General features: G+C 52.1%; 24 protein-coding genes. 12 read left to right on the top strand and 12 right to left on the bottom strand.

Features of this window, described 5'->3' with window-relative positions; genetic code table 11:
- Positions 1–9 precede the first annotated feature (9 nt).
- The gene (locus GKC03_06195; GenBank protein ID NYT12130.1) at positions 10–537 is read left to right on the top strand and encodes a heme-binding protein; all 528 of its coding nucleotides are present in this window, start codon (positions 10–12) and stop codon (positions 535–537) included.
- A gap of 4 nt (positions 538–541) precedes the next feature.
- Here GKC03_06195 and GKC03_06190 read toward each other — a convergent pair whose 3' ends face one another.
- From GKC03_06190 to GKC03_06170, 5 genes are read right to left on the bottom strand one after another with little or no spacing between them, the layout of a single operon-like run.
- Complete coding sequence (locus tag GKC03_06190; GenBank protein ID NYT12129.1) at positions 542–1,066, bottom strand: hypothetical protein; 525 nt, start codon at positions 1,064–1,066, stop codon at positions 542–544.
- Positions 1,067–1,092: 26 nt separating this feature from the next.
- Positions 1,093–2,370, bottom strand: a complete 1,278-nt coding sequence (locus tag GKC03_06185; protein NYT12128.1) for a DUF58 domain-containing protein — start codon at positions 2,368–2,370, stop codon at positions 1,093–1,095.
- Positions 2,371–3,321: a MoxR family ATPase gene (locus GKC03_06180; GenBank protein ID NYT12127.1), complete on the bottom strand. Its 951-nt coding sequence runs from the start codon at positions 3,319–3,321 to the stop codon at positions 2,371–2,373.
- The gene (locus GKC03_06175) at positions 3,318–3,926 is read right to left on the bottom strand and encodes a hypothetical protein (protein NYT12126.1); all 609 of its coding nucleotides are present in this window, start codon (positions 3,924–3,926) and stop codon (positions 3,318–3,320) included. Before GKC03_06175 ends, GKC03_06180 begins: the two co-directional genes overlap by 4 nt.
- Complete coding sequence (locus GKC03_06170; protein NYT12125.1) at positions 3,910–4,791, bottom strand: DUF4129 domain-containing protein; 882 nt, start codon at positions 4,789–4,791, stop codon at positions 3,910–3,912. The genes GKC03_06175 and GKC03_06170 overlap by 17 nt, the downstream gene beginning before the upstream one ends.
- A gap of 244 nt (positions 4,792–5,035) precedes the next feature.
- Between GKC03_06170 and GKC03_06165 the strand changes: the two genes are divergently transcribed.
- On the top strand, positions 5,036–7,414 hold the full coding sequence (locus GKC03_06165) for an AAA family ATPase (protein NYT12124.1): 2,379 nt from the start codon (positions 5,036–5,038) through the stop codon (positions 7,412–7,414).
- A gap of 62 nt (positions 7,415–7,476) precedes the next feature.
- Here GKC03_06165 and GKC03_06160 read toward each other — a convergent pair whose 3' ends face one another.
- Together GKC03_06160 and msrA are read right to left on the bottom strand one after the other, a co-directional pair.
- On the bottom strand, positions 7,477–8,391 hold the full coding sequence (locus GKC03_06160) for a radical SAM protein (protein ID NYT12123.1): 915 nt from the start codon (positions 8,389–8,391) through the stop codon (positions 7,477–7,479).
- Between the two features lie 147 nt (positions 8,392–8,538).
- Positions 8,539–9,027 (bottom strand): peptide-methionine (S)-S-oxide reductase MsrA, encoded by a 489-nt coding sequence (gene msrA / locus GKC03_06155; GenBank protein NYT12122.1) that lies wholly within the window; start codon positions 9,025–9,027, stop codon positions 8,539–8,541.
- A gap of 133 nt (positions 9,028–9,160) precedes the next feature.
- Between msrA and GKC03_06150 the strand changes: the two genes are divergently transcribed.
- From GKC03_06150 to GKC03_06105, 10 genes are all read left to right on the top strand, one after another.
- Positions 9,161–9,607, top strand: a complete 447-nt coding sequence (locus GKC03_06150) for a DNA-binding protein (protein ID NYT12121.1) — start codon at positions 9,161–9,163, stop codon at positions 9,605–9,607.
- A gap of 217 nt (positions 9,608–9,824) precedes the next feature.
- A complete protein-coding gene (locus GKC03_06145; GenBank protein NYT12120.1) occupies positions 9,825–10,502 on the top strand; it encodes a hypothetical protein in 678 nt (225 codons plus the stop codon).
- Between the two features lie 88 nt (positions 10,503–10,590).
- The gene (locus tag GKC03_06140; protein NYT12119.1) at positions 10,591–11,010 is read left to right on the top strand and encodes a hypothetical protein; all 420 of its coding nucleotides are present in this window, start codon (positions 10,591–10,593) and stop codon (positions 11,008–11,010) included.
- Positions 11,011–11,014: 4 nt separating this feature from the next.
- Positions 11,015–11,299, top strand: a complete 285-nt coding sequence (locus GKC03_06135; protein NYT12118.1) for a hypothetical protein — start codon at positions 11,015–11,017, stop codon at positions 11,297–11,299.
- Positions 11,296–11,601 carry a biotin--protein ligase gene (locus GKC03_06130; protein NYT12117.1) on the top strand — a complete coding sequence of 102 codons (306 nt, stop codon included), beginning with the start codon at positions 11,296–11,298 and terminating at the stop codon, positions 11,599–11,601. Before GKC03_06135 ends, GKC03_06130 begins: the two co-directional genes overlap by 4 nt.
- An 11-nt stretch (positions 11,602–11,612) precedes the next feature.
- Complete coding sequence (locus tag GKC03_06125; GenBank protein NYT12116.1) at positions 11,613–12,344, top strand: lipoate--protein ligase family protein; 732 nt, start codon at positions 11,613–11,615, stop codon at positions 12,342–12,344.
- A 169-nt stretch (positions 12,345–12,513) separates the two neighbouring features.
- On the top strand, positions 12,514–13,410 hold the full coding sequence (locus tag GKC03_06120; protein NYT12115.1) for a winged helix-turn-helix transcriptional regulator: 897 nt from the start codon (positions 12,514–12,516) through the stop codon (positions 13,408–13,410).
- A gap of 148 nt (positions 13,411–13,558) precedes the next feature.
- Positions 13,559–14,506, top strand: coding sequence for an ABC transporter ATP-binding protein (locus GKC03_06115; protein NYT12114.1), 948 nt, complete (start codon positions 13,559–13,561; stop codon positions 14,504–14,506).
- Positions 14,503–15,159, top strand: coding sequence for an ABC transporter permease subunit (locus GKC03_06110; protein NYT12113.1), 657 nt, complete (start codon positions 14,503–14,505; stop codon positions 15,157–15,159). Before GKC03_06115 ends, GKC03_06110 begins: the two co-directional genes overlap by 4 nt.
- A 9-nt stretch (positions 15,160–15,168) precedes the next feature.
- Positions 15,169–15,504 (top strand): hypothetical protein, encoded by a 336-nt coding sequence (locus tag GKC03_06105; protein ID NYT12112.1) that lies wholly within the window; start codon positions 15,169–15,171, stop codon positions 15,502–15,504.
- Between the two features lie 16 nt (positions 15,505–15,520).
- On the opposite strand, the gene GKC03_06100 is transcribed toward GKC03_06105, so the two are convergent.
- From GKC03_06100 to GKC03_06080, 5 genes are all read right to left on the bottom strand, one after another.
- Positions 15,521–16,771, bottom strand: a complete 1,251-nt coding sequence (locus tag GKC03_06100; protein NYT12111.1) for a 2-oxo acid dehydrogenase subunit E2 — start codon at positions 16,769–16,771, stop codon at positions 15,521–15,523.
- A 9-nt stretch (positions 16,772–16,780) separates the two neighbouring features.
- On the bottom strand, positions 16,781–17,749 hold the full coding sequence (locus GKC03_06095) for an alpha-ketoacid dehydrogenase subunit beta (protein NYT12110.1): 969 nt from the start codon (positions 17,747–17,749) through the stop codon (positions 16,781–16,783).
- Positions 17,746–18,822, bottom strand: a complete 1,077-nt coding sequence (gene pdhA / locus GKC03_06090) for a pyruvate dehydrogenase (acetyl-transferring) E1 component subunit alpha (GenBank protein NYT12109.1) — start codon at positions 18,820–18,822, stop codon at positions 17,746–17,748. Before pdhA ends, GKC03_06095 begins: the two co-directional genes overlap by 4 nt.
- 9 nt (positions 18,823–18,831) lie before the next feature.
- Positions 18,832–19,698: a lipoyl synthase gene (lipA, locus tag GKC03_06085; GenBank protein NYT12108.1), complete on the bottom strand. Its 867-nt coding sequence runs from the start codon at positions 19,696–19,698 to the stop codon at positions 18,832–18,834.
- A gap of 108 nt (positions 19,699–19,806) precedes the next feature.
- Positions 19,807–20,409 carry a cysteine hydrolase gene (locus tag GKC03_06080; protein NYT12107.1) on the bottom strand — a complete coding sequence of 201 codons (603 nt, stop codon included), beginning with the start codon at positions 20,407–20,409 and terminating at the stop codon, positions 19,807–19,809.
- Between the last annotated feature and the right edge of the window lie 78 nt (positions 20,410–20,487).

Below are 20,487 nucleotides of genomic sequence, written 5' to 3'. Positions count from 1 at the left end.
TCAGAGAATATGGTGGAATCTCCAGAGTATGATGTCCTCAGGGTCCTGGGAAATGTAGAGATCAGACGCTATCAGACGATAACAATGGCAACCGTTGAGGGAATGACCGATGGCGATGCATTTGGAATACTCTTCAGGTACATCAGTGGCAACAATCGCTCAAGAAGAAAGATCCCCATGACCGCACCAGTAATCAACGCCGAGAGGTACTTCGAGAAGATCCCCATGACCGCACCTGTAATCTCAGACAAGGGTGCGATGTCATTCATCATGCCAGCTGGATACACCATCGACACCATCCCCGTGCCTATGGATGAGCGTATCATCATAAGCGAGGTCAAGGGGAGAACTCTTGCCGTCCTAAGGTTCCGGGGACATTCCAGCAGGGAAGTAGTGAAGGAGAAGGTCGAGGTTCTCCTGGACATCATCGGTGGGGAGGGAATATCGACTCGGGGTGAACCATTTCTATTGCGATACAATCCCCCATTTACCCCTGGTTTCCTCCGAAGGAATGAGGTCGCGGTAGAGGTCTCCTAGTGGTTCAGATCCTCTCCCTCATTGCAACCAGGGCTCCGAGCGACACCATGGTGACTATCGCCAAGGCAGCCAAGGCGGCCGCGGAGGACAAACCAATCTCTGCTAGGAATGTCAATGAAAGGACTGCCAGGGAAAGCACCATTACCCCGAATATGGCTAGGAGAGAGATACCAATAGATCTCAGTACCTCCCTCAGTAGATACCGTTCCTGGTCTTCATCCATCTCAGCTATGCCACTAACGATCCTCGATTGACCTGCCGCTGCAATGCCCAGTATGATGGAGAAGATCCCGATCGCAAGCAAAGACCACAGATAAAGGACGTCGAATCCCCTGACAATGGATGCGACCATGAGATCCACAATTATCAGGACGCCCGCTACCAGCGTGAAACTTGATATCCTATCGAAAAGCAACAGAGCTCCCATGAAGAACACCAAACCAGTCGCTACAAGTATCCAGGGTAGATCCTCTGAGGGTCTCTGGACTAGTGCAATGAGGCTGGCTACCTCCACAAAAAGAATGGACATCAACTTCATAACGATGAGGGCTCGCTTCAGGCCGAAGGCCTTCCCGTCCCGGATCTTCTCACCTCCATCAGGTGTTTTTCCAGAGGCTCATAGGTATTCCAGTCGTACACCTTGCAGTACTTCCTGAGCTCGGACACCAGGTTCGATCTCCTTACGCTCCATATGCGATATGCCAGATCCAATGAGGTCGATGGTTGCAGATTGTTCCTCTCCATCTCAATGGGAGATGGAGACACAATGGCCACACTATGTCCCTTCGCTACAAGTTTTTTCACACCTTCGATCACTCCTCTCCCAGTAAGAGGCGAAACGATTATCAGAGTGGATTCGAATGGGAATCTCCCTTCCAGGGAGGTCAGGGTGTTCCATAGCGATCTCACCTCTCCCGATTCCACCGAGAGCACATGGTCCACGATGCGGTAGAACTGCCGTCTCCCATATGCGGGCATAACCGTATCGATGTATTGTCCCACTATGACCATTCCCACCCTATGTCGGTTCCTGAGAACATTCGATGAGATGCTGACCGCCGCCTCCATTGCCCTATCCATCGTCTCCCTTCCCAACGCGGACTCGTCCTCTCCAGTTGCATCGAGTACGACGGTGATGTCGCCACTGCGCTCGCTCTCGAAATCATTCACTAGCAGTCCATCCATCCTGGCTGATGCCTTCCAGTTGACCCTCTTGAGCTCGTCCCCTGGGAAGTACTCCCGAATCGAATGGAAGTCCGTCCCCAGACCTCTACGCCTTGACCGGGTGCTGCCAACCGGCATGCGGAGCCTTTCGGGTGAAAGCGTTTGTCGACCGATTTCGTGAACATAAGGGATGACCGTAAGCCCACTCTCAACGTCTAGGAATTTCTCTTCCTGAAAAACGAAAAGGGGATCCCTCCAACGTACAATGATCGGGCCAATTCTTGGCTTCCCCCTTCTATCAAGGCGGATCGTGTAGCGGAACATCGCCTTCTGACCCGGGCCAAGGGCGATTGGATGGCGATTGCTTCCCCGGATCAATGTAGAACTCCTGGGAATCTTATCATGGATTTCGATGTGGCTGGAATGGCTTCCACGGTTCTCCACCTTCAGCTCAACCTCCACTGTGTCGCCCTCCATAACGCGGTTCAAATCGACCGCTCTTTCGGCAGCCACCGATATGTCTGAAGGGGGACGTAGAAGGCTAGCGACGAGAAGATAAAGGGAAATTGGGAGCACAAGACTGATCAGCTCCCAGTTCCTAGTGGAGAATCCCACCACGAGGATCACTATAGCCATTACAAAAAGGGCATAGGCCCCGCCGAACCTCACTCACTCCACCTTCGGAACGGGAATCTCCATGAGTATGCGGCCCAGGATCTGCTCGGCCCTGACACCCTTTATCCAGGGATCGGGCTGCAGGATGAGTCTATGAGCGAGGGCTGGAATCGCCACCTTCTTGACATCATCAGGGATGATGTAGTCCCTTCCGTTGATGGCGGCCAAAGCCATAGAAAGCCTCATCAGCCCCAATGAGCCTCTAGGACTCGCTCCAACCTCCAGCTGAGAGTTATTTCTAGTAGCATCCACGATACTTACAATGTAATCACGCATACTGTCTTCAACATGGACCTGCTCCACTGCGGCCTGCATTTCCATTATGGTTTCGGGGGAACACACCTGAGCAAGGTCAACCTCCTCGCGCTTCCTTTCCTTCCTCCTGTCAAGGATCTCCCTCTCCTCTTCGACCGAGGGATACCCTACCTCCGTCTTGAGAAGGAATCGGTCAACCTGAGCTTCAGGGAGGGGATATGTTCCCTCGTACTCCAGCGGGTTCTGGGTGGCGAGAACGATGAAAGGTCTTGGCAGGGGGTGGGTATTCCCTTCCAAGGTCACCTGCTTCTCCTGCATGGCCTCCAGCAGAGCGGCTTGGGTCTTGGGAGGAGCCCTATTGATCTCGTCTGCCAGCAGGATGTTTGCAAACACCGGCCCCTTTCTTAGGTCAAAACTGCCGCCATCCCTTCGGAAGACGTAGGTGCCCGTGATATCGGCGGGAAGCAGGTCTGGGGTAAATTGAATTCTCTTGAAATCGCAGCCACTGGCCACCGCGAATGACTTGGCCATTAGGGTCTTGGCCAGACCTGGGAAGTCCTCGAACAAAAGATGCCCGTCACAAAGCACGGCAAGAATGACCCTCTCCATGATCTCTCTCTTGCCAACTATCGCCTTCCCTATCTCGTCCATTATCGCGTTGCATGTCTTCCCCACCTGTTCAAGTCTCATCTCCAGTCCTCCACCTTATCCGTAAGCTTGTTGATCATTTGCCAAAACTCCCCCCCGCCATGATTCCCATCTTTGACCATATAGGTTTTCTTGAGGTCGATGTTCAGTAACTGCTCAAGCTGCTCATCCCTGATCACTCTGTGAAGGGCTGATCGGTCATTGATCAGGGTATTCAGCTCTTCTCTTGTATATCCCCTCATGACCATGATCTTCCCCCTGAAAGCGCTTCTCAGCTCCAGCATGGACAGCATCTGGCCATAGCTCGATCCTCCAGAGGCGGAATCGATCGACTCCTTCAGTCTTTCAAGTGGACCCCTGGAACCTTTCATCCTTTTCTTCGCGGTCAAGCTCGGCCCTGGCGGCTCTGCCAGCGCCACCTGCCTGAGAACGAGGATAGCCATGGCCACTACTATCAGGATTAGTGCTGCCCAGCGGGTATTGGGATCTTCCACGATGATATCGATGGCTGGGAGGAGCACGACGAGGAGTGATAGGGAGATGCTCACTATCACCAATAGGTCGAAAGCTCTCTTCCTTGCTGCCCTCGACCGATCAACCCAGCTGTATGACTCAATGTCATCCAAACGCTCAAGATACCGATCCAATGGATCCCCTCTTCTCATTTTCAAGAGATATCTTGATCGCCCTCAGGCACCGTATCGACCGCTCCTTCATCCCTTCGCCCACGAGATGATCGCTGTACCTAGCCTCCTCGAATAGCTGGGTGAGCTCCTCCACTTGCTGGTGGGGCAAATGGAACTCCCCGACCGCTATCGATGCGAACTCTCCCGGGGTCAGATAGGATATGTCTGTAAGCCCCCTTCGTTCCAGCAGGTTACACATGTTCATGTAGCTTCTGTACACTACCGTCCGTGGGTCACCGCCTGCCTCCAATGAGTCCACTGCTCTCTCGATTATGACCTTCATCTCATTATCTGAGGTCATCGTAGGTGGACGAGGCCTCCTGGACCTGAGCTCCCTAACTACGATGAACAGCACTACGCCGATTATAACGGCAGTGATTATAAAGATCAGATAGCTTTCCGGTCCCCCACCTCCCGTTCCCGGAATTATCTCTCCCGCTCCACCTCCACCTTCGCCATCATCAGATCCAGCCCCTCCCCCACTATCTCCAGTCAGGATCTTGATGACCACAATGAAGCCGATCAGAACCATGATAGATAGGGGCCCGGCCCAGGAGAACCCTCCATTAGTCTCTATCCCCTTGCGAGTGCCGGCCTTTCCCTTGAAGTTAATCACCATAAAGGAGATGAAGAGCGCGATCCAGAACACGAACAGAATCTCGGCGATTCTTTCTGCGATCAGGTTCCCTGCAGGTCCCAGTATTCCCTCTCCTTCCTCATCGGTGACATTTCCTATATTGGCGATTAGCAGAAGTACTGCAACGACGCAGATCAGCGCCAACAGGATGGCGATTGCCGGGGAACGTCTGAGCCCGAACCCAGTCACATAAATTGGCAGGTGGTGTACACTATATAAATGCTGTTCGTAGGTTATGTATATGATTAAAAATATTAAAATCTGGATAGTGGTTTTTCAAGCGAGTATTCATGGTAAGTCAGGAAACCAATCCTTCATCGATATGTGTCCATCCGGCGGTCATAAACATTGCTCCAGTGGTATGGTAAATAGTCGCTGAGACGTCCTTTAAATAAAGCGGGCAATCATCCTATTCACATTAAGGGGGGAACCGATGGTAAAGGAACTTGCTTTCCATGAGTGTCGCAATATTTGTGAGGACGTGACTTTCGAATGCAAGTCGACTGAGGAACTCACTCCTCTTCAGGAGATAATAGGCCAAAATAGGGCGGTTAAGGCCCTTAAATTCGGACTCAACATCAAGGAAAAGGGATTCAACATCTATGTGTCAGGTATGCCAGGTACTGGAAGGAAGACCGCGATAGTAGAGTTCATCAAGCACTTGGCGAAGGACATGCCCGCTCCACCGGACTGGTGCTATGTGAATAACTTCAAGGATGTAAACAGTCCCAGGGCGCTTAGGCTCCCAGCTGGCCGGGGAGTGGAGTTCAAGAAGAACATAGAGCGTTTCATTTCTGAGGTGAGGGAAGGCCTGAAGCAGGCCTTCGAGAGCGAGGAGTACGCCGATAAGAGAAGCCAGACACTGGAAGCGATAGAGGGAGAGCGTAACAATCTGACCAACATGATCGGCCGCACCGCAGCAGAATCAGGCTTCCAACTTCAACAGTCACCCATTGGATTGGTGCTAGTACCTATTATAGATGGACAGCCAGTGTCCGAGCAGCAACTTGCCCAGCTTTCTGAGGATGTTAGAAATCAGATCCTTGTTAAGAGAAAGGAGACTCAGGATAAGATTGGAACCACCTTTCGACAGCTTCGTGAGCTGGAGAGAAGGGCTAATGAAGGGATCAAGAAGCTGAACAATGAGGTTGCACGCTTTGTCATGGAACCATTCCTGGCGAACATCAGGGAGCTCTTCAGCGACTGTGATGGAGTGATCCAGTACCTATCTGAGGTGGAGGAGGACATATTGGAGAACCTCTTCATCCTTCTTCAGGAACCCCAAGCAGTCCAGGGTCAATTTCCTCAGGCACCCATGCCCGATCCTACCGAGAATTACATGGTTAACCTTGTGGTGGACAACTCTCATCTTGAGGGAGCCCCGGTGGAAATGGAGTGGAATCCCACATACCCCAGGCTCTTCGGGGCCATTGAGAAGGAACCGAGGTTCGGTGCCCTAATAACCAGTTACATGATGATCAGGGCAGGAGCGGCCCACAGGGCGAACGGTGGTTTCTTGGTAGTGCCAATCGAGCGCCTAGCCGTGGATCCCATAGTCTGGGAGAGTCTCAAGCAGACAATATCCAATGAGAGTTTGGAGATAGAGGAGCCAGCCCAACGCTTCGGATACATGGTGACCAAGACCCTCAGGCCAGAGGCGATCCCGTTTGAGGCTAAGGTGATCATTCTCGGAGATCCGATGATCTACAGCATCCTGTACGCTCAGGATAAGGACTTCAAAAAGCTGTTCAAGGTCAAGGCCGAATTCGACACCACCATGGACCGCAATGAGGAGAACATCATGAGATACGCGTCCTTCATCTGCACCCTCTGCGAGAAGGAGAACCTCTATCATATGGACCCTACTGGATTGTCAGCGATAATTGAGTACTCCTCTCGAATGGTATCGGATAAGGAGAAACTCTCCACCCAGTTCTCCGAGGTCGCTGACATCGTAAGGGAGGCGAACTTCTACGCAAAGGAGGAGGGCGACCAGCTAATCACCAAGAAGCATATCGACAGGCAGCTGGAGGAGAAGGTGTACAGGTCCAACTTGATCCAGGAGAAGATGCAGGAGATGGTGGAACGAGGTTCGATTCTGGTGGACACCGAGGGGGAGAAGGTTGGCCAGGTGAACGGTCTGGCCGTCCTTGGCTTGGGAGATTACGCCTTCGGGAAACCATCCAGGATAACCGCTAGCATCTCTGTTGGCCGTAAGGGTATAGTAGACATCGAGAGAGAGGCAGAGATGGGAGGCCCGACGCATACCAAGGGCGTGCTCATTCTGAGCGGTTTCTTGAGCGATCGTTACGCGAGAGAGAAGCCTCTGAGCCTCACCGCTAGATTGGTCTTCGAGCAGTCATACAGCGGCGTGGACGGTGACAGCGCTTCCAGTACCGAGCTCTACTCGTTGCTCTCTGCATTGTCTGGAAAGCCCATCAAGCAAAACTTCGCAGTAACGGGTTCTGTGAACCAGAAGGGCGAGGTCCAGGCCATTGGAGGCGTGAACCAGAAGATTGAGGGATTCTTTGAGTTATGCAAGGCTAGAGGCTTGACGGGAGAACAGGGATGCCTCATACCTCATAGCAATGTCCAGAATCTGATGTTGAAACAGGAGGTCTTGGACGCGGTCAAAGAAGGCAAATTCCACATCTGGCCGATTAGTACCATCGACGAGGGTATAGAAGTTCTCACGGGCGTATCGGCGGGTGAGAGGAAGCCGGATGGAAGCTGGGAGGAGGGGACCATCAACCAGCTTGTCCAGGAGAGGCTCAACCAGCTGGCGGAAACGATCAAGGGGTTCAAGTCATAGAGCCCAATGGCTGCGCCATAGCACAGTTCATTGACCGCTGACTGTCGAACTAGGGCCTCTTATCAGTCCATTCCTTCCATACCGTAGGTTTGAAGTGGTCTGAGTATTCCCCTATACATCCGCCTGGAGATCATCTCAACCCGAATGAGATAGCAGAAATGGCAGGCGTCAGCATAATTGTCTGAAGGCATCATCCCGCAGGTTCTAGAGAGTTCGGAAAGGCCACCCCTCATGAGTGGTCCGATTATCGGATGCTTCTCTGGAACGAATGTTACCACGATCTTGGACAAGGGTTGGATCCATATGTTTCCTATGGAAACTCCCTGGCAAAACTGTAGATTCCCGAAACAATCGACATGAAGCCTTCTAATGTTGGGAGGGTTCTCTGGACAGCCCCCCAATTGGTCGTGGGGGTATCTAGAAGCATTTTTCACAAGCTTCTCAGCCGCTCTTCCTCTGAAGTACAACTTATTTGCATCACTCTGTACAGGAATTTCCCTATCATACGCCTTTATGCCTTGTATCTCCAGAACATTGACTGGGAGCCCGACTTCCCTGGCAGCCTTAACAGCCCTCTCCACATTGCGCTTAGGCTCATTCGTCCCATGGTACTCATCGATGCTGATGCTGAGATCGACTATCCCTTTGTCCAGAAGAGGTTCAAGCCATAGAGAAGCGTCATCCTCATTGTTGGCCCAGTATGCGTTGGTCACCACACCTATATCGAATCCTCTGATTCTCGCATACTCGATGCCCTTCAAAAGGAGCGGATAGTACAGGAAGGGCTCCCCACCCTCGAAGTAGATGGTCTTGATGGTCGGGACCTCAGCAGCCTGATCGATTATGGATGTGATATCCTTCAGGTTCATCGTCGCCCAGGACCGGGGTGAGCTCCAGACGAAGCAATGATCGCACTCCATGTCGCACCTGTAGGTTAGCAGCAGGTGCAGTTCCTCCAAACCTGGAATTCCAGTCATCTGCATCTCCCATCGATCTATCGGGTTCAAAGAATATTTTCTTATCGATGATGCGAGTAAAATCGAGTTGAAACCTAATGCTCTAGGACTATTCTGAGCTATAGGATTGATCCAATCAAGCAATTGCTAACAAAGAAGTCAAGACTCTCAAACGTGACAGGTTCCGCCTCCCTTCTTCTCGAAGTAGCGCTGATGATATTCCTCCGCTCTCCAGAAATTTGGCGCTGGCACGATCTCAGTCACGATCTTCTTCCTGTATCGTCCCGAGGCATCGAGAGCCTCCTTTGACCTCTCAGCCAATTCTCTCTGCTCCTGGTCGTAGTAGAATATGACGGATCTGTACTGGGTCCCCACATCCACCCCCTGCCTGTTAGGGGTGGTCGGATTATGCATACTCCAGAATGTCTCCAGAAGCTCATGGTACGACACTTTATTCGGATCATAGAACAGATGCACGGTTTCGGCATGACCGGTCTTGCCTGAACACACCTCCTTGTAGGTGGGTTCTTCCTTGATGCCACCCATATAGCCAACCTCAGTGTTAACAACACCCTCGACCTCTAAGAACCTGGCTTCCACTCCCCAGAAGCATCCAGCCGCGAAAGCCGCCTCTTTTACATTCTCTGAAATCTGCATTTCTATAGCTCCTCCGATTAAATTGCATCACCGCATACTTAGAGTCTATCAATCTACAATCTCCCCCAAGAAATGGGAAAAACGATATCTGGGTTGAGAGATTCTGGTAGTGGTATTTGATGAGGTGTGTCACATGAAGTTCTCCGAGGCGCGGTTGGGCCGGATATTCATTCTGAGGTTGGAGGATGGAGAAGATCTCCACGGTATCCTGGAGCGATTCGCCGAAGAAATGAGGATAGAGACAGGGGCGGTCCTTGCTCTCGGAGGTGCAGCAGATGGCTCTAGGCTCGTTGTCGGTCCCGAGGATATCAAGGCCAGCCCCATCAATCCCATGAAGAGGATACTAAACGGTGTCAACGAAATCTCCGGAGTAGGGACGTTGGTGAGGGACGAAAAAGGAAAGGCAGTCCTCCACATGCATGTCGCGGCTGGGAGAGGAGACAGCACGGCAGCTGGCTGTACAAGGGCAGGTGTGAACATCTGGCAGGTGGCGGAGATAGTGGTATTTGAGCTGGTCGGTTCTGGGGCATTGAGAAAATTCGAGGAGGACACGGGGTTCGTTCTGCTAGACTTCGAATGATTGCCGCCTATCGAATATCTTCTTCAGGTCGGCCATCATACTCAATGTCAAAGGATGAAGTGCCAAATATGTAACCCCTTTCGTCACAACAGGGCTCGAATTTGAATTTGTTCGTACTTGAATCTTCAACAGGGTCGGTAAATTGCGATAATCAATTGATCCGGATGTGAAAAGCATAACTATCCTGATGTCCATGGCCCAATCTCGAGGGAGGCTCGTGCAGGCACTCATTGACCGACTTGAAGCGTTCAGAGAAAACTCAATGATATACGGAAGTGCGATCTCTGACATGATCGGTACTCGAAGGGTGCCCAACGACCCAAGATACGGCTGCTTCTTCTTGATCCACAACAAGGCGACGGTCACCACAGAGGTGCTGGACTATTTTCTGAAGGTCTGGAAGAACTACGAGCCGGTTCGTGAGGATTTACTAGCACAACTCATGATGGAGGAGAACACCGAGAGGTGCGTTGAGATAACGAGGTCCCTTTTCGTCGGGTGCATGTCAGTAGTGGAACACTGTGCGAAACGCTCATTGTCCATTTACCCTGATTCTAGGCTTTCCAGGAGACTGGATGAGCTGAGGTCTCGCAACCGCTACATCTTCCTGAAGGGGATCATTCAGGAATCTGGAAGCTTAGAATTGATACCGAAGGAACAGGAGACAGAATGGATGAACATCATGCTTCTCCGCAATCTCGCTGTACACAACAACTCAATATCAGATACGAATACCGATATCGAGGTTGGAGGCCGCAGCTTCAACCTCAGAATTGGTGAGATGATGCGGGGCGATCTAGACACCTATGTGCTCCTTTCGGAGAGATCGATGGAGCTGTATCACCGCTGGATCTGCAAGCTGGATTACGATGCCCTTTCAAATACAATAGAATAGGATTCATTCATAGGAATTGAAACCTGGACCCAATAGATCAGGGATTTCCAATTGTTTTAATATCCTTAGGATTCATTCTAATGGTATCATGAGGAAACATCTGTGGCGATGCCATGTCTGCAACGATATCCACCTGGGCATAAAAGGACCCGAGGTGTGTCCCACCTGCGGGGCCAGGAACGCTTTCGCTAGGTCTGACATGAATGAGGCACTGACGATTATAGGAGAGGGGGAGGACGTCACCTCTAAGGAGCAGATAATCGATATCTGGGAGGAGTTCACCAGGGGGAAAGAGTACACCCTGAACAAGGACATGCACGTGGTCGAGACACTTGCATCAGGCGTCCTAGAGAACCAGAAGAACCACGGCCTCAGGTTCTGCCCATGCCGCATCACCACAGGAGATTTGGAGAAGGATCTGAAATTGGTGTGCCCCTGCAACTTCCCCGCGCAGAAAACCTATAAGGAAGAGGGCGAGTGCTGGTGCAGCTTGTTCGTGAAGAGGTGATGACATGAAAGGTAACAGATTGATCTGGTTCTTTGGAAGGGAGTGCCCGCATTGTGCTCAGATCAGACCGCTGGTGGAGGCTTTCAAGGAATCCGAAGGTGTGGAGATCGTGGAGCTTGAGGTCTGGCACAGCGAGGCCAACGCTAACCTGCTCAGGGAGTACGGTGAACCGATAGCTGAGGCATGCGGAGGCGATCTAGGCGTCCCATCCTTCTACAACGAGAAAACCGGTAAGGCCTTGTGCGGAAGAGTGACCCAAGAATCACTGAAAAAGTGGTCAAAGGGATGATCGGGCAACGAGAGCTGCTCCAGGGCTTCTCCGAGAGGAAGGTGAAGGGTGGCAAGTTGGTGAGGGTGCGTCTCATCCACGATGGGGAGACGATCAGATCGGTGAGGATAACCGGAGACTTTCTTCTTCATCCGGAGGAGACGCTGGTAGATATTGAGATGGGGCTTTTTGGCATCCCTCTAGATAAGGGAAGGGACTTCTTCCTGGAAGTGGTGAATGGCATTGCTGCAGAAAGGAACGCTCAGTTCATCGGTTTTTCGGCCGAGGATATCGCCGACCTGCTTGAGGAGGCACTGATCTGAAGTGGAGATTAATGGATTTCGAGCTGAAGACCGCCTCCGTGAACATGGCAATTGACGAGGCCGTCTCGATCGCTGTGGGCAGGGGAGAATCGCCTCCCACCATTAGGTTCTACGGCTGGGAACCGAGTGCGGTCTCCATAGGATGTTTCCAGAGCGTGGAGGAAGAGGTCGACGTTGAGGTCTGCAAGGAGATCGGCGTGGACATTGTGAGGAGAAGGACGGGCGCTGGTTCAGTATATCATGATAGGGATGGAGAGATCACATACAGTGTGATATGCCCCCTAGAAATGGTAGATGATGATATCTCCGCTTCCTACCGCACGATCTGCGGCTGGATTATCGATGCACTGGACCTTCTCGGCCTTCAGGGCCAGTTTCACCCGATCAACGACGTTCTGGTAAGTGGAAGGAAGATATCGGGGAGTGCCCAAACACGAAGGGGTGGGGTATTCCTCATGCACGGAACATTGCTGTACGATCTTGATCTAGGAACCATGTTCTCGGTTCTCAAGGTAGGTAAGGAGAAACTTTCCGACAAGGATATCGTGGAATTCGATGAACGAGTCACATGCATCCTGAACGAGATCGAAGTTCCATGGCATCTGGTCCTGAGGGCATTGAGGGTGGCCTTCACCTCTGAAAAGGACTGGGAAATGGGAGCCCTTTCCAAGAAAGAGATGGTGCAAGTCCATAGGCTCGTTGTCGAGAGGTACGGCAGTGATGAGTGGACCTATTCCCGTTAGCCAATTCTCGCAAAATGATCGCAACGTTGTGGAAATGCCTTTGACCTCCCAGCATCACTGAACGCCCGATTTCGAACGCTGATAGAAGATCTGGCGAAACATCGAGATATTATGTTGGATGGCACCTATTTCCATCAAATTATATATTGTAACAGGTGATGCTAGTCCGATGGACGAGGTGGATATCGAGATCACCATTAGGCTTGCCCAGAACTCGAGGATTTCGTTCAGGGAACTCGCGGACACGCTGGATCTCTCCGTCAACGCAGTTCACAAGAGGGTCCAGACCCTGCAGGAGCTGGGCATATTCAACCGCTTTCAGGCGACTGTGTCCTTCATGGTATTTCGACCGGTCCTGGTTCTCGTCAGCGGTTTCTCCCAATCATCCTATCTTGATAAGGCGGTGGAGGAACTGGGCAAAGATCGGCGAATATTCAAGGTGATCATGGCGGGAGGTAACATGATCTACGTTCATGCCTTTCTGCGCGATCTATCAGAACTGCAGGACCTCCTGGAAGTGACAAGGAAGAAAGGAGAGATGATCAATCCATCATTCGGGTTCTTCCAGCCCCCCGAGATGGTCTTACCCCCTTTGAGCAGTATGGATTATCGCATACTAAATGTCATAAAGGATGATGCGAGAATGGCAGTGTCCGATATTGCGGAGGAGCTAGGGGTCACCACCAAGACGGTGAGGAGGCGTCTTTCCCGGATGGAGAAAGAAGGACTGATAGCTCTCACGATTGACTTCGTTCCCACCGCATCCAGCGACATCATCACCATCCTCCATCTCAAGGTATCGGATCCTGAGAAGAGAAAGGAGATGGTGCCCTCCCTCATGGACAAATACCGCCCTCACGTGATAGGGCTTTCCTGCCTCTTCGACCCCCACGACATCGTGTACTGCAACTTATGGACCAAGAACATGAAGGAGATGACAAGGATCATCGAGGATATACGCAAGGACGAAAGGGTGGAGAGTGTGGTACCCAATATCTACTATAATCAGAAAACCTTCGAGACCTGGATAGACGATCTCATTAGGGAAAGGGCCGGGGTTCGATAATAATTATCTGGCCTATCTCAGAATGTCCGGAATTTCATCAGACCGGTTGAGAAATGAGAAGATCGAACCGATCTCGGTGTCCCATTCTGATAGTCCCTATGGAACGAGAGTTCATACCTTATCATGAAATCCACGAGTCCGTGGAAAAATGAACACGAATGCGAACGATATCGTGGTCTTCGATCACATTTCTAAGGAGTTCAAGGGGTTCCCCGCTCTAAGGGACGTCACTTTCACCATGAGAAGGGGAGAGGTCCTTGGGTACGTTGGCCCCAATGGAGCGGGCAAGACAACTACCATAAAATCACTGGTGGGGCTGATCACTGATTTCAGGGGTCAACTGATTATTGATGGCAAATTCATCTCCTCCAACGGAGGATCGCAAGCCCTTGTAGGCTATCTCCCCCAGAAAGTGGCATTCCAGGAGTGGAAGACTGTGGAACAGGCCCTCAGCACATTTGGGAGGCTATCCGGACTATCTGGAGAGGAGCTAGAGGCAAGGCTAACAGAGGTCTTGGAAATGGTCGGTCTTTCTGAATCGAGGAGAAGGAAGATATCCAACCTTTCAGGGGGGAATATTCAGAAGGTGGGACTGGCACAGGCCATGATTCATCATCCGAAGATCCTTGTACTGGACGAGCCACTGGCCGGGTTGGATCCCACCAGCCGCTATAATCTCAAGAAGGTTATCAGGCAGATAAGCGAGACGGGCACCACGGTGTTCTTCTCTTCGCACATTCTCAGCGATGTTGAGGATGTCGCGGACAGGATATGCATCGTAAATCAGGGAACGGTTCTCAGCATTGGAACGATTGAGGAACTGAAGAGGATGTTCCTGATTGCCAATGCCTTCGAAGTGACCGTGTCTGATAGGCCAAAGAAGGCTGCGAGCCCCCTCGACATCGAGGGTGTCAATGATGTAAGGTGGACATCCTCCAACACATTCATCCTGGAGATTGATGGGAGGGCTCAAGAGACAAACTCCCTACTTAGACAGCTTATAGACATGGGATATGGCATCGAGAGCTTCTCTCCCGTTATGCCTAATCTGGATGATCTGTACATGAGATTCGTGACTACGGAGGTAGTGGCATGAGCTTCAGCATTCTTTTCAAGGACGAGCTGAATGGATTCTACCGCTCAAAGGTCATGCTTTTCCTTTGGATGGGGTTGCCGCTTATGGCTATACTGCTCAAGCTGTGGTCTCCGGATATGCAGGGTGAGATTCCCTTTAGCACATTCACTGCCTTGATGATATCAAGCATCGGAGGAACCCTGGTCTCGGTCATGCTTGCCGTATCAATAATAAACGAGAAGAGCAACGGGGTCTACGATCTCTTCGTCATCAGACCCATCAGGCGCAGGAATCTCCTCATATCCAAGTTCCTGACCGTATTCCTGTGCGTGGTGGCAGCTGCCCTCATCGCGCTTTCGCTCACAATGGTACTGGATCTCGGAACCAGTGGTGTCCTTCCACCCATGGAATCCCTGATGGAATCCTTGGTACTGAGTGTCTCGATAATGGGAGTTGCGAGCGCGGTGGGTGTGCTCATCGGGGTAGCCTCGCCCTCTGTGCTGGTGGGTGCGATACTGGTCGTCTACGGAGGTGCCCAGATTTCTGCCCTAAGTGCACTGCCCTCACTCATGGGATGGGAAAACGGAACAGTGATGACCGCCCTGATAGCAATGGCAATCACCATTGTTTTCATGACAATCGCCGGGGTCTACTTCAGCAAGAAGCAGTTCTGAGGTGAGCCAATGGATCAAAGTGAGAGAGAGTCTACAGATCGATTTCAGGAGGGGGAGAAATCTCGAACCCTCTATAAGGATCGACATTCAAGGCTCTGCGTGGTGAGCAATGAACAGGGCACCCCAGTCATTGAGCTGGTGATTGACATGTTTCCCCAATGCCCACGAGTTGATCTGGAGATGATAAAACTGAAGTTCATGATCATCCAAGATATCCGTGAGCGTGGATATGAACTCGCATGCGACCACGACAGTTTCATATGCGCTGAGAGAGAGGTCGGTGACGAAGGGCTGGAGGCGGAGATCGGGACCCTAATTGAGATTATCTCCAGACTGAATGGATGACGGATTCATATCGTCTCTAGGCGGACATCAATATTATCTCAGGATCCTCCAGATATCTCACAAGGGTATTGAGGAACTTCTGACCCTCAGCCCCATCCAGGACCCGGTGATCAAAGGTGAGCGAAAGGTGAATGATCTTCCGTATCTTCACCTCGCCATCGATGACAATGGGTGTATTCCTTATTGCACCTGTACCGAGGATCGCGACCTCAGGGTAGTTGATGATCGGTGTTGCGTATAGACCGCCGAACACCCCGTAATTGGTTATGGTGAAGGTGCCCCCCTTCAGATCGGCCATATCGATAGTCCGGTTGTTCGCCGCCTCCGCCAGCCTCTGAATCTCCTCCGCCAGCTCGAAGATGCTCTTCTGATCCGCCCCCTTTACTACGGGTACGATGAGCCCGTCCTCTGTAGCCACTGCTATCCCAATGTTGTAGTACTTCTTCAGGATGATCTCCTGGTTCTCGTCATCCATGGTGGAGTTCAAGTAGGGATGCTCTTTCAGCGATTCCACCAGCGCCTTCACGATGAACGGCATGTAGGTGAGCTTGATTCTGCGTGTCTCCATGACGGTCTTCTTTTCCCTCTCCCTCAGCTCCACTAATTCCGTGACGTCCGCGATCTCGGTAGCGGTCACTGGAGCGGTCTTCTGAAGCGATTCGACCATCCGCTTGGCAATGGTCCTCCTAACTCCCCTGACCGGGACCCTATCTACCCACCCATATATGTCGAACTTCGGGATCTTCTTGGGCTTCTTCTCTTCCTTGGGTTTCTCCTCGACCGCACCTTTGATATCCCTCTCCAGCACCCTGCCTTCCTTTCCAGTACCCTTGACCTTGGAGATGTCTACTCCAAGTTCCTTTGCGAGCTTGCGCACTTTTGGCATGGCCAGGACACCCACTGGTTCCGCTTCAAGGATCTGCTCCTCCTCCGGGGCTTCTGGCAGCTCCCCGACCACAGAGACGGATTTCCGTCTCTCCTCGGGTTCCCTCCGAACTTCAACCGGTACGATCTCTTCGGGCTTCCCTTCCTCCTCACCGATTACAGCCAGTATTTCGCCCACGAGGACAACTTCGCCCTCCTTATAGTTGAGCTTGAGCACCTTTCCCGCGCTGGGAGATGGCACCTCAACCACCGCCTTATCTGTCTCCACCTCGGCCAGGGACTGATCTGCCTCGATGACATCTCCTTCTTTCACCAGCCACTTCTTGATCTCACCCTCTGTTATTCCCTCACCCAGATCCGGGAATTTGAACTCAGTTGTCATTTCATCACCTTAAAACTCCATCACCTTGGCTATGCCTCTCATAATCCTGTCAGGATTGATGTAATAGTAATCCTCTGACCTGGGCAGAGGCACCGTGATATCTGGGGCTGCTACCCTCTCCACCGGAGCCTCAAGGTGCAGAACGGACTTCTCCATGATCCTTGCCGATATCTCGGCACCAACGCCGAAGCTCCTTGGAGCCTCCTGAACCACCACGACCCTTCCCGTCTTCTTGACCGATTCCAGTATGGTTTCAGTGTCCATTGGCGAGATGCTGCGAAGGTCGATGATCTCCGCGGAGATATCCTCCAGCTTCTTTGTCGCCGTCTCGATCAAAGGGAGCATGGCCCCCCACCCCACCACGGTGACATCATCGCCTTCCTGCATCACCCTTGCCTTTCCGATCGGTATGGTGTAGGCCTCTTCAGGAACTTCTTCCTTGATCAGGCGGTACGATCGCTTCGGCTCAAGGAAGACAACTGGATCTGGATCCCTGATGGAGGATGTAAGCAACCCTTTGGCCTGTTTTGGTGACGACGGGACCACCACCTTCAATCCAGGTATCTGGGCATAGAGAGCCTCCGTGCTCTCCGAGTGATGCTCGAGAGCCTTCACTCCTCCGCCATAAGGCATGCGGAGCACCATGGGGACAGACAGTCGTCCTCTGGTCCTGTTCCTCATCCTGGCCGCATGGGTTATCATTTGATTCAGAGAGAGGTAGGAGAATCCCATGAACTGCATCTCCGCAACGGGCCGAAGACCGTTCATCGCCATCCCGATGGCCGTGCCCACGATCCCTGATTCGGAGAGGGGCGTGTCGATGACACGGTCGGGACCGAACTTCTCGATCAGGCCTTCCGTCACCCGGAATACCCCTCCATCGACGCCGACATCCTCTCCCATCACCACCACGGTCTCATCCCTCTCCATCTCCTGATGAAGCGCCAGGTTGATGGCCGATACCATGTTCATCTTCATTCGGACCCCTCCCTCTGTTGCAGGCGGTCCATCTGATCCTTCAGTTCTGGTGGCATCTCGGCGTAAGTGTGCTTGAAGATATCCTCTATGGAGGGTTTATGATAGGCCTCTGCCTTGGCAACGCACCTCTCCACCTCATCCTGGATCTCGTCCAGGAGTTTCTTCTCCTTCTCATCATCCCAAAGCTTCTTCTTCTCGAGATACTTCCTGAAGCGAAGGATGGGATCCCTTTTCTCCCACTCCGTGACCTCCTTCTCAGGGCGGTAGCGGCTGGCATCATCGGAGGTGGTGTGGTCCCCTCTCCTATATGTGAATGATTCGATGAGTGTGGGACCTTCACCATTTCGCGCTCGGTCGACGGCCTCCTTGGTAGCCGCATACAAGGCCAGTAGGTCATTGCCATCGACTTGTATTCCCTCGAATCCATATGCAAGTGCTTTCTGTGCGATCGTTTGGGAAGCGGTTTGCTTGGCCCTTCTCATAGAGATTGCGTACTGGTTGTTCTGGCAGACAAAAACGGTGGGAGTGTTCAGCACTCCCGCCATGTTCAGCCCCTCATGAAAGTCCCCCTCGGACGACCCGCCATCTCCGAAGTAGACCAGCGCCACCGAGCCTTCCTTCTTGATTTTTGAGGCATAGGAGATTCCCACCGCATGCAGTATCTGCGATCCAACCGGCACCGAGGTCGGGGTCACCCTGATCCCGTCCGGAAAATTGTTACCCTCCTCATTGCCCATCCAGTAAAGGAACTGCCGCCAAAGGGGAACGCCCTTCCAAATGAGAGCCCCCATTTCTCTGAATGCCCAGATCAACCAATCATTCTTATCCAGTGCCATGGCCGGTCCAAGCTGGCTCGCCTCCTGGCCAAGGCCAGGCGGATAGGCGCCCAACCGACCCTGCCTCTGCAGCTTCACTGCCTTATCGTCCGCGGCCCTGGTCAGCACCATGGTTCTGTATGCCTTCAGGAGCACGTCCTCTTCCAGCTGTGGCTCCAGCGTCTTGATTACCGTTCCGGTCTCCTTCAGGATCTGAAGCCTCTTACCCTTCAGTGGGTCATAATCGTCAATCAGCAAGACAACACCTCAAACCGAATCTAAAGCCTCCATGGCCTTGTACGAGCTACGTACGAACGGACCTGCCGCTACAAATCGAAATCCGATATCCAGGGCGTTCTTCCGATAGTCCTGAAATCGATTGGGGGGAATATATTCCGATACTCGCAACCTGACACCCTTGGGCTGAAGATACTGGCCCAGTGTAAGAAAGTCCACGCCGGCCTCGAGCAGATCCTCCATGGCCTCCAATACTTCCTCCTCGCTCTCTCCAAGGCCGAGCATTAGGGAGCTCTTTACGAAGATGGTCTCGTCGAACTCACCTATCCTTCTCAGGACCCGCAGGGACTGCTCATACGATGCCCTTCGGTCGCGAACCTTGGCCTGGAGTCTCTTGACAGTCTCTAGGTTGTGGCCGAGCACATCGGGATGTGATTCGACCACGGTCTGGATGGACGTTTCCTCTCCATTGAAATCGGGTACGAGGAGTTCGATAGTGGTTTCCTTGCTCCGCTTCTTTATGCTTGTCACCACCGATGCAAACTGCCCTGCTCCCCCATCAGAAAGGTCATCTCTGGTCACCGAGGTGATGACAATGTGGCTAAGTCCCAACTTTTCGACGATCTCCGCTATCTTTTCACCCTCGTCGGAATCGATCTCCCCTTTGGGATTGCCATACTGAACTGCGCAGAATCCGCAGTTCCTGGTGCAGGTGTTTCCGAGGATCATGAGGGCGGCATTGCCAGAGCTCCAGCACTCAGATATATTGGGGCACCTGGATGCCGTGCATACCGTTCTTAATCCCATGGTGCTGATGAGGTCCATCATCTCCTTGAACTTGGGATCGGTGGGCGCCCTCACCTTCAACCATGGGGGCTTGTCAAGACTCCTCGGCAAAGGTCTCCTTCCCTCTTGATGTTAGATATTGCAGCCTGTCCTTTTACATATTTTCGGAGATGAGTCTTTCTAGGAGATAGAAGAAAAAAAGGATAGGGGGAGTTGGAATCACTCCAGGCAGTTCAAGAATTGCTGGTGGGTCATTACCTCCCCGATCAGGGGGAAGAACTTCTCTTCCACGTACTTCTGCTCCTCTCCGGATAGAGCGGCGCAGCAGTCCTTCAACAGAAAGACCTTGTACCCTTTGTCATAGGCCGATCTTGCGGTACCTTCAACGCAGACATTGGTAAGGAATCCACAGAAGGCAACATTCTTGATACAGTTTACCCTCAGCAGGAAGTCGATGTTGCTGGAGTTGAATCCATCCAGTGTACGCTTCCCATCTACCACGATGTCCATGTTGGTGGGTTTTAACTCGTCGATAATGGCACCGCCCCAAGTTCCTTTTCGGAACGACCTGGATTCGATGGCTCCGATATGGATGGGACCAAGCACTCCCTCGCATCCAGCGTCGCAGTAGTCCTCCTCGAACAATATGGGCATGATAAGGGTCAGCACCTTACCTCTGGCCTTCTCGATACAGTCCTTCGCATTCCCTACGGTGTTCTGAGCAGCGATCTGCTCCTTGACTCCTCCATAGAGCCCCCCGCCTTCCTTGCAGAAGTCGTTCTGGAACTCTATGAAAACAATTGCAGTCTCCTCCGCTTTCAAGAAATCCCCTCGGTTAACATATGTGAACTAGCACCTAATAAAGATATTGTGGGTCCATCGCGCCTAACCCGATATACT

The organism is Methanomassiliicoccales archaeon (assembly GCA_013415695.1).
Taxonomy (GTDB): Archaea; Thermoplasmatota; Thermoplasmata; order Methanomassiliicoccales; family JAAEEP01; genus JAAEEP01.
The sequence above is the reverse complement of the archived record's forward strand: the minus strand, read 5'-3'. Positions and strand labels throughout refer to the sequence as shown.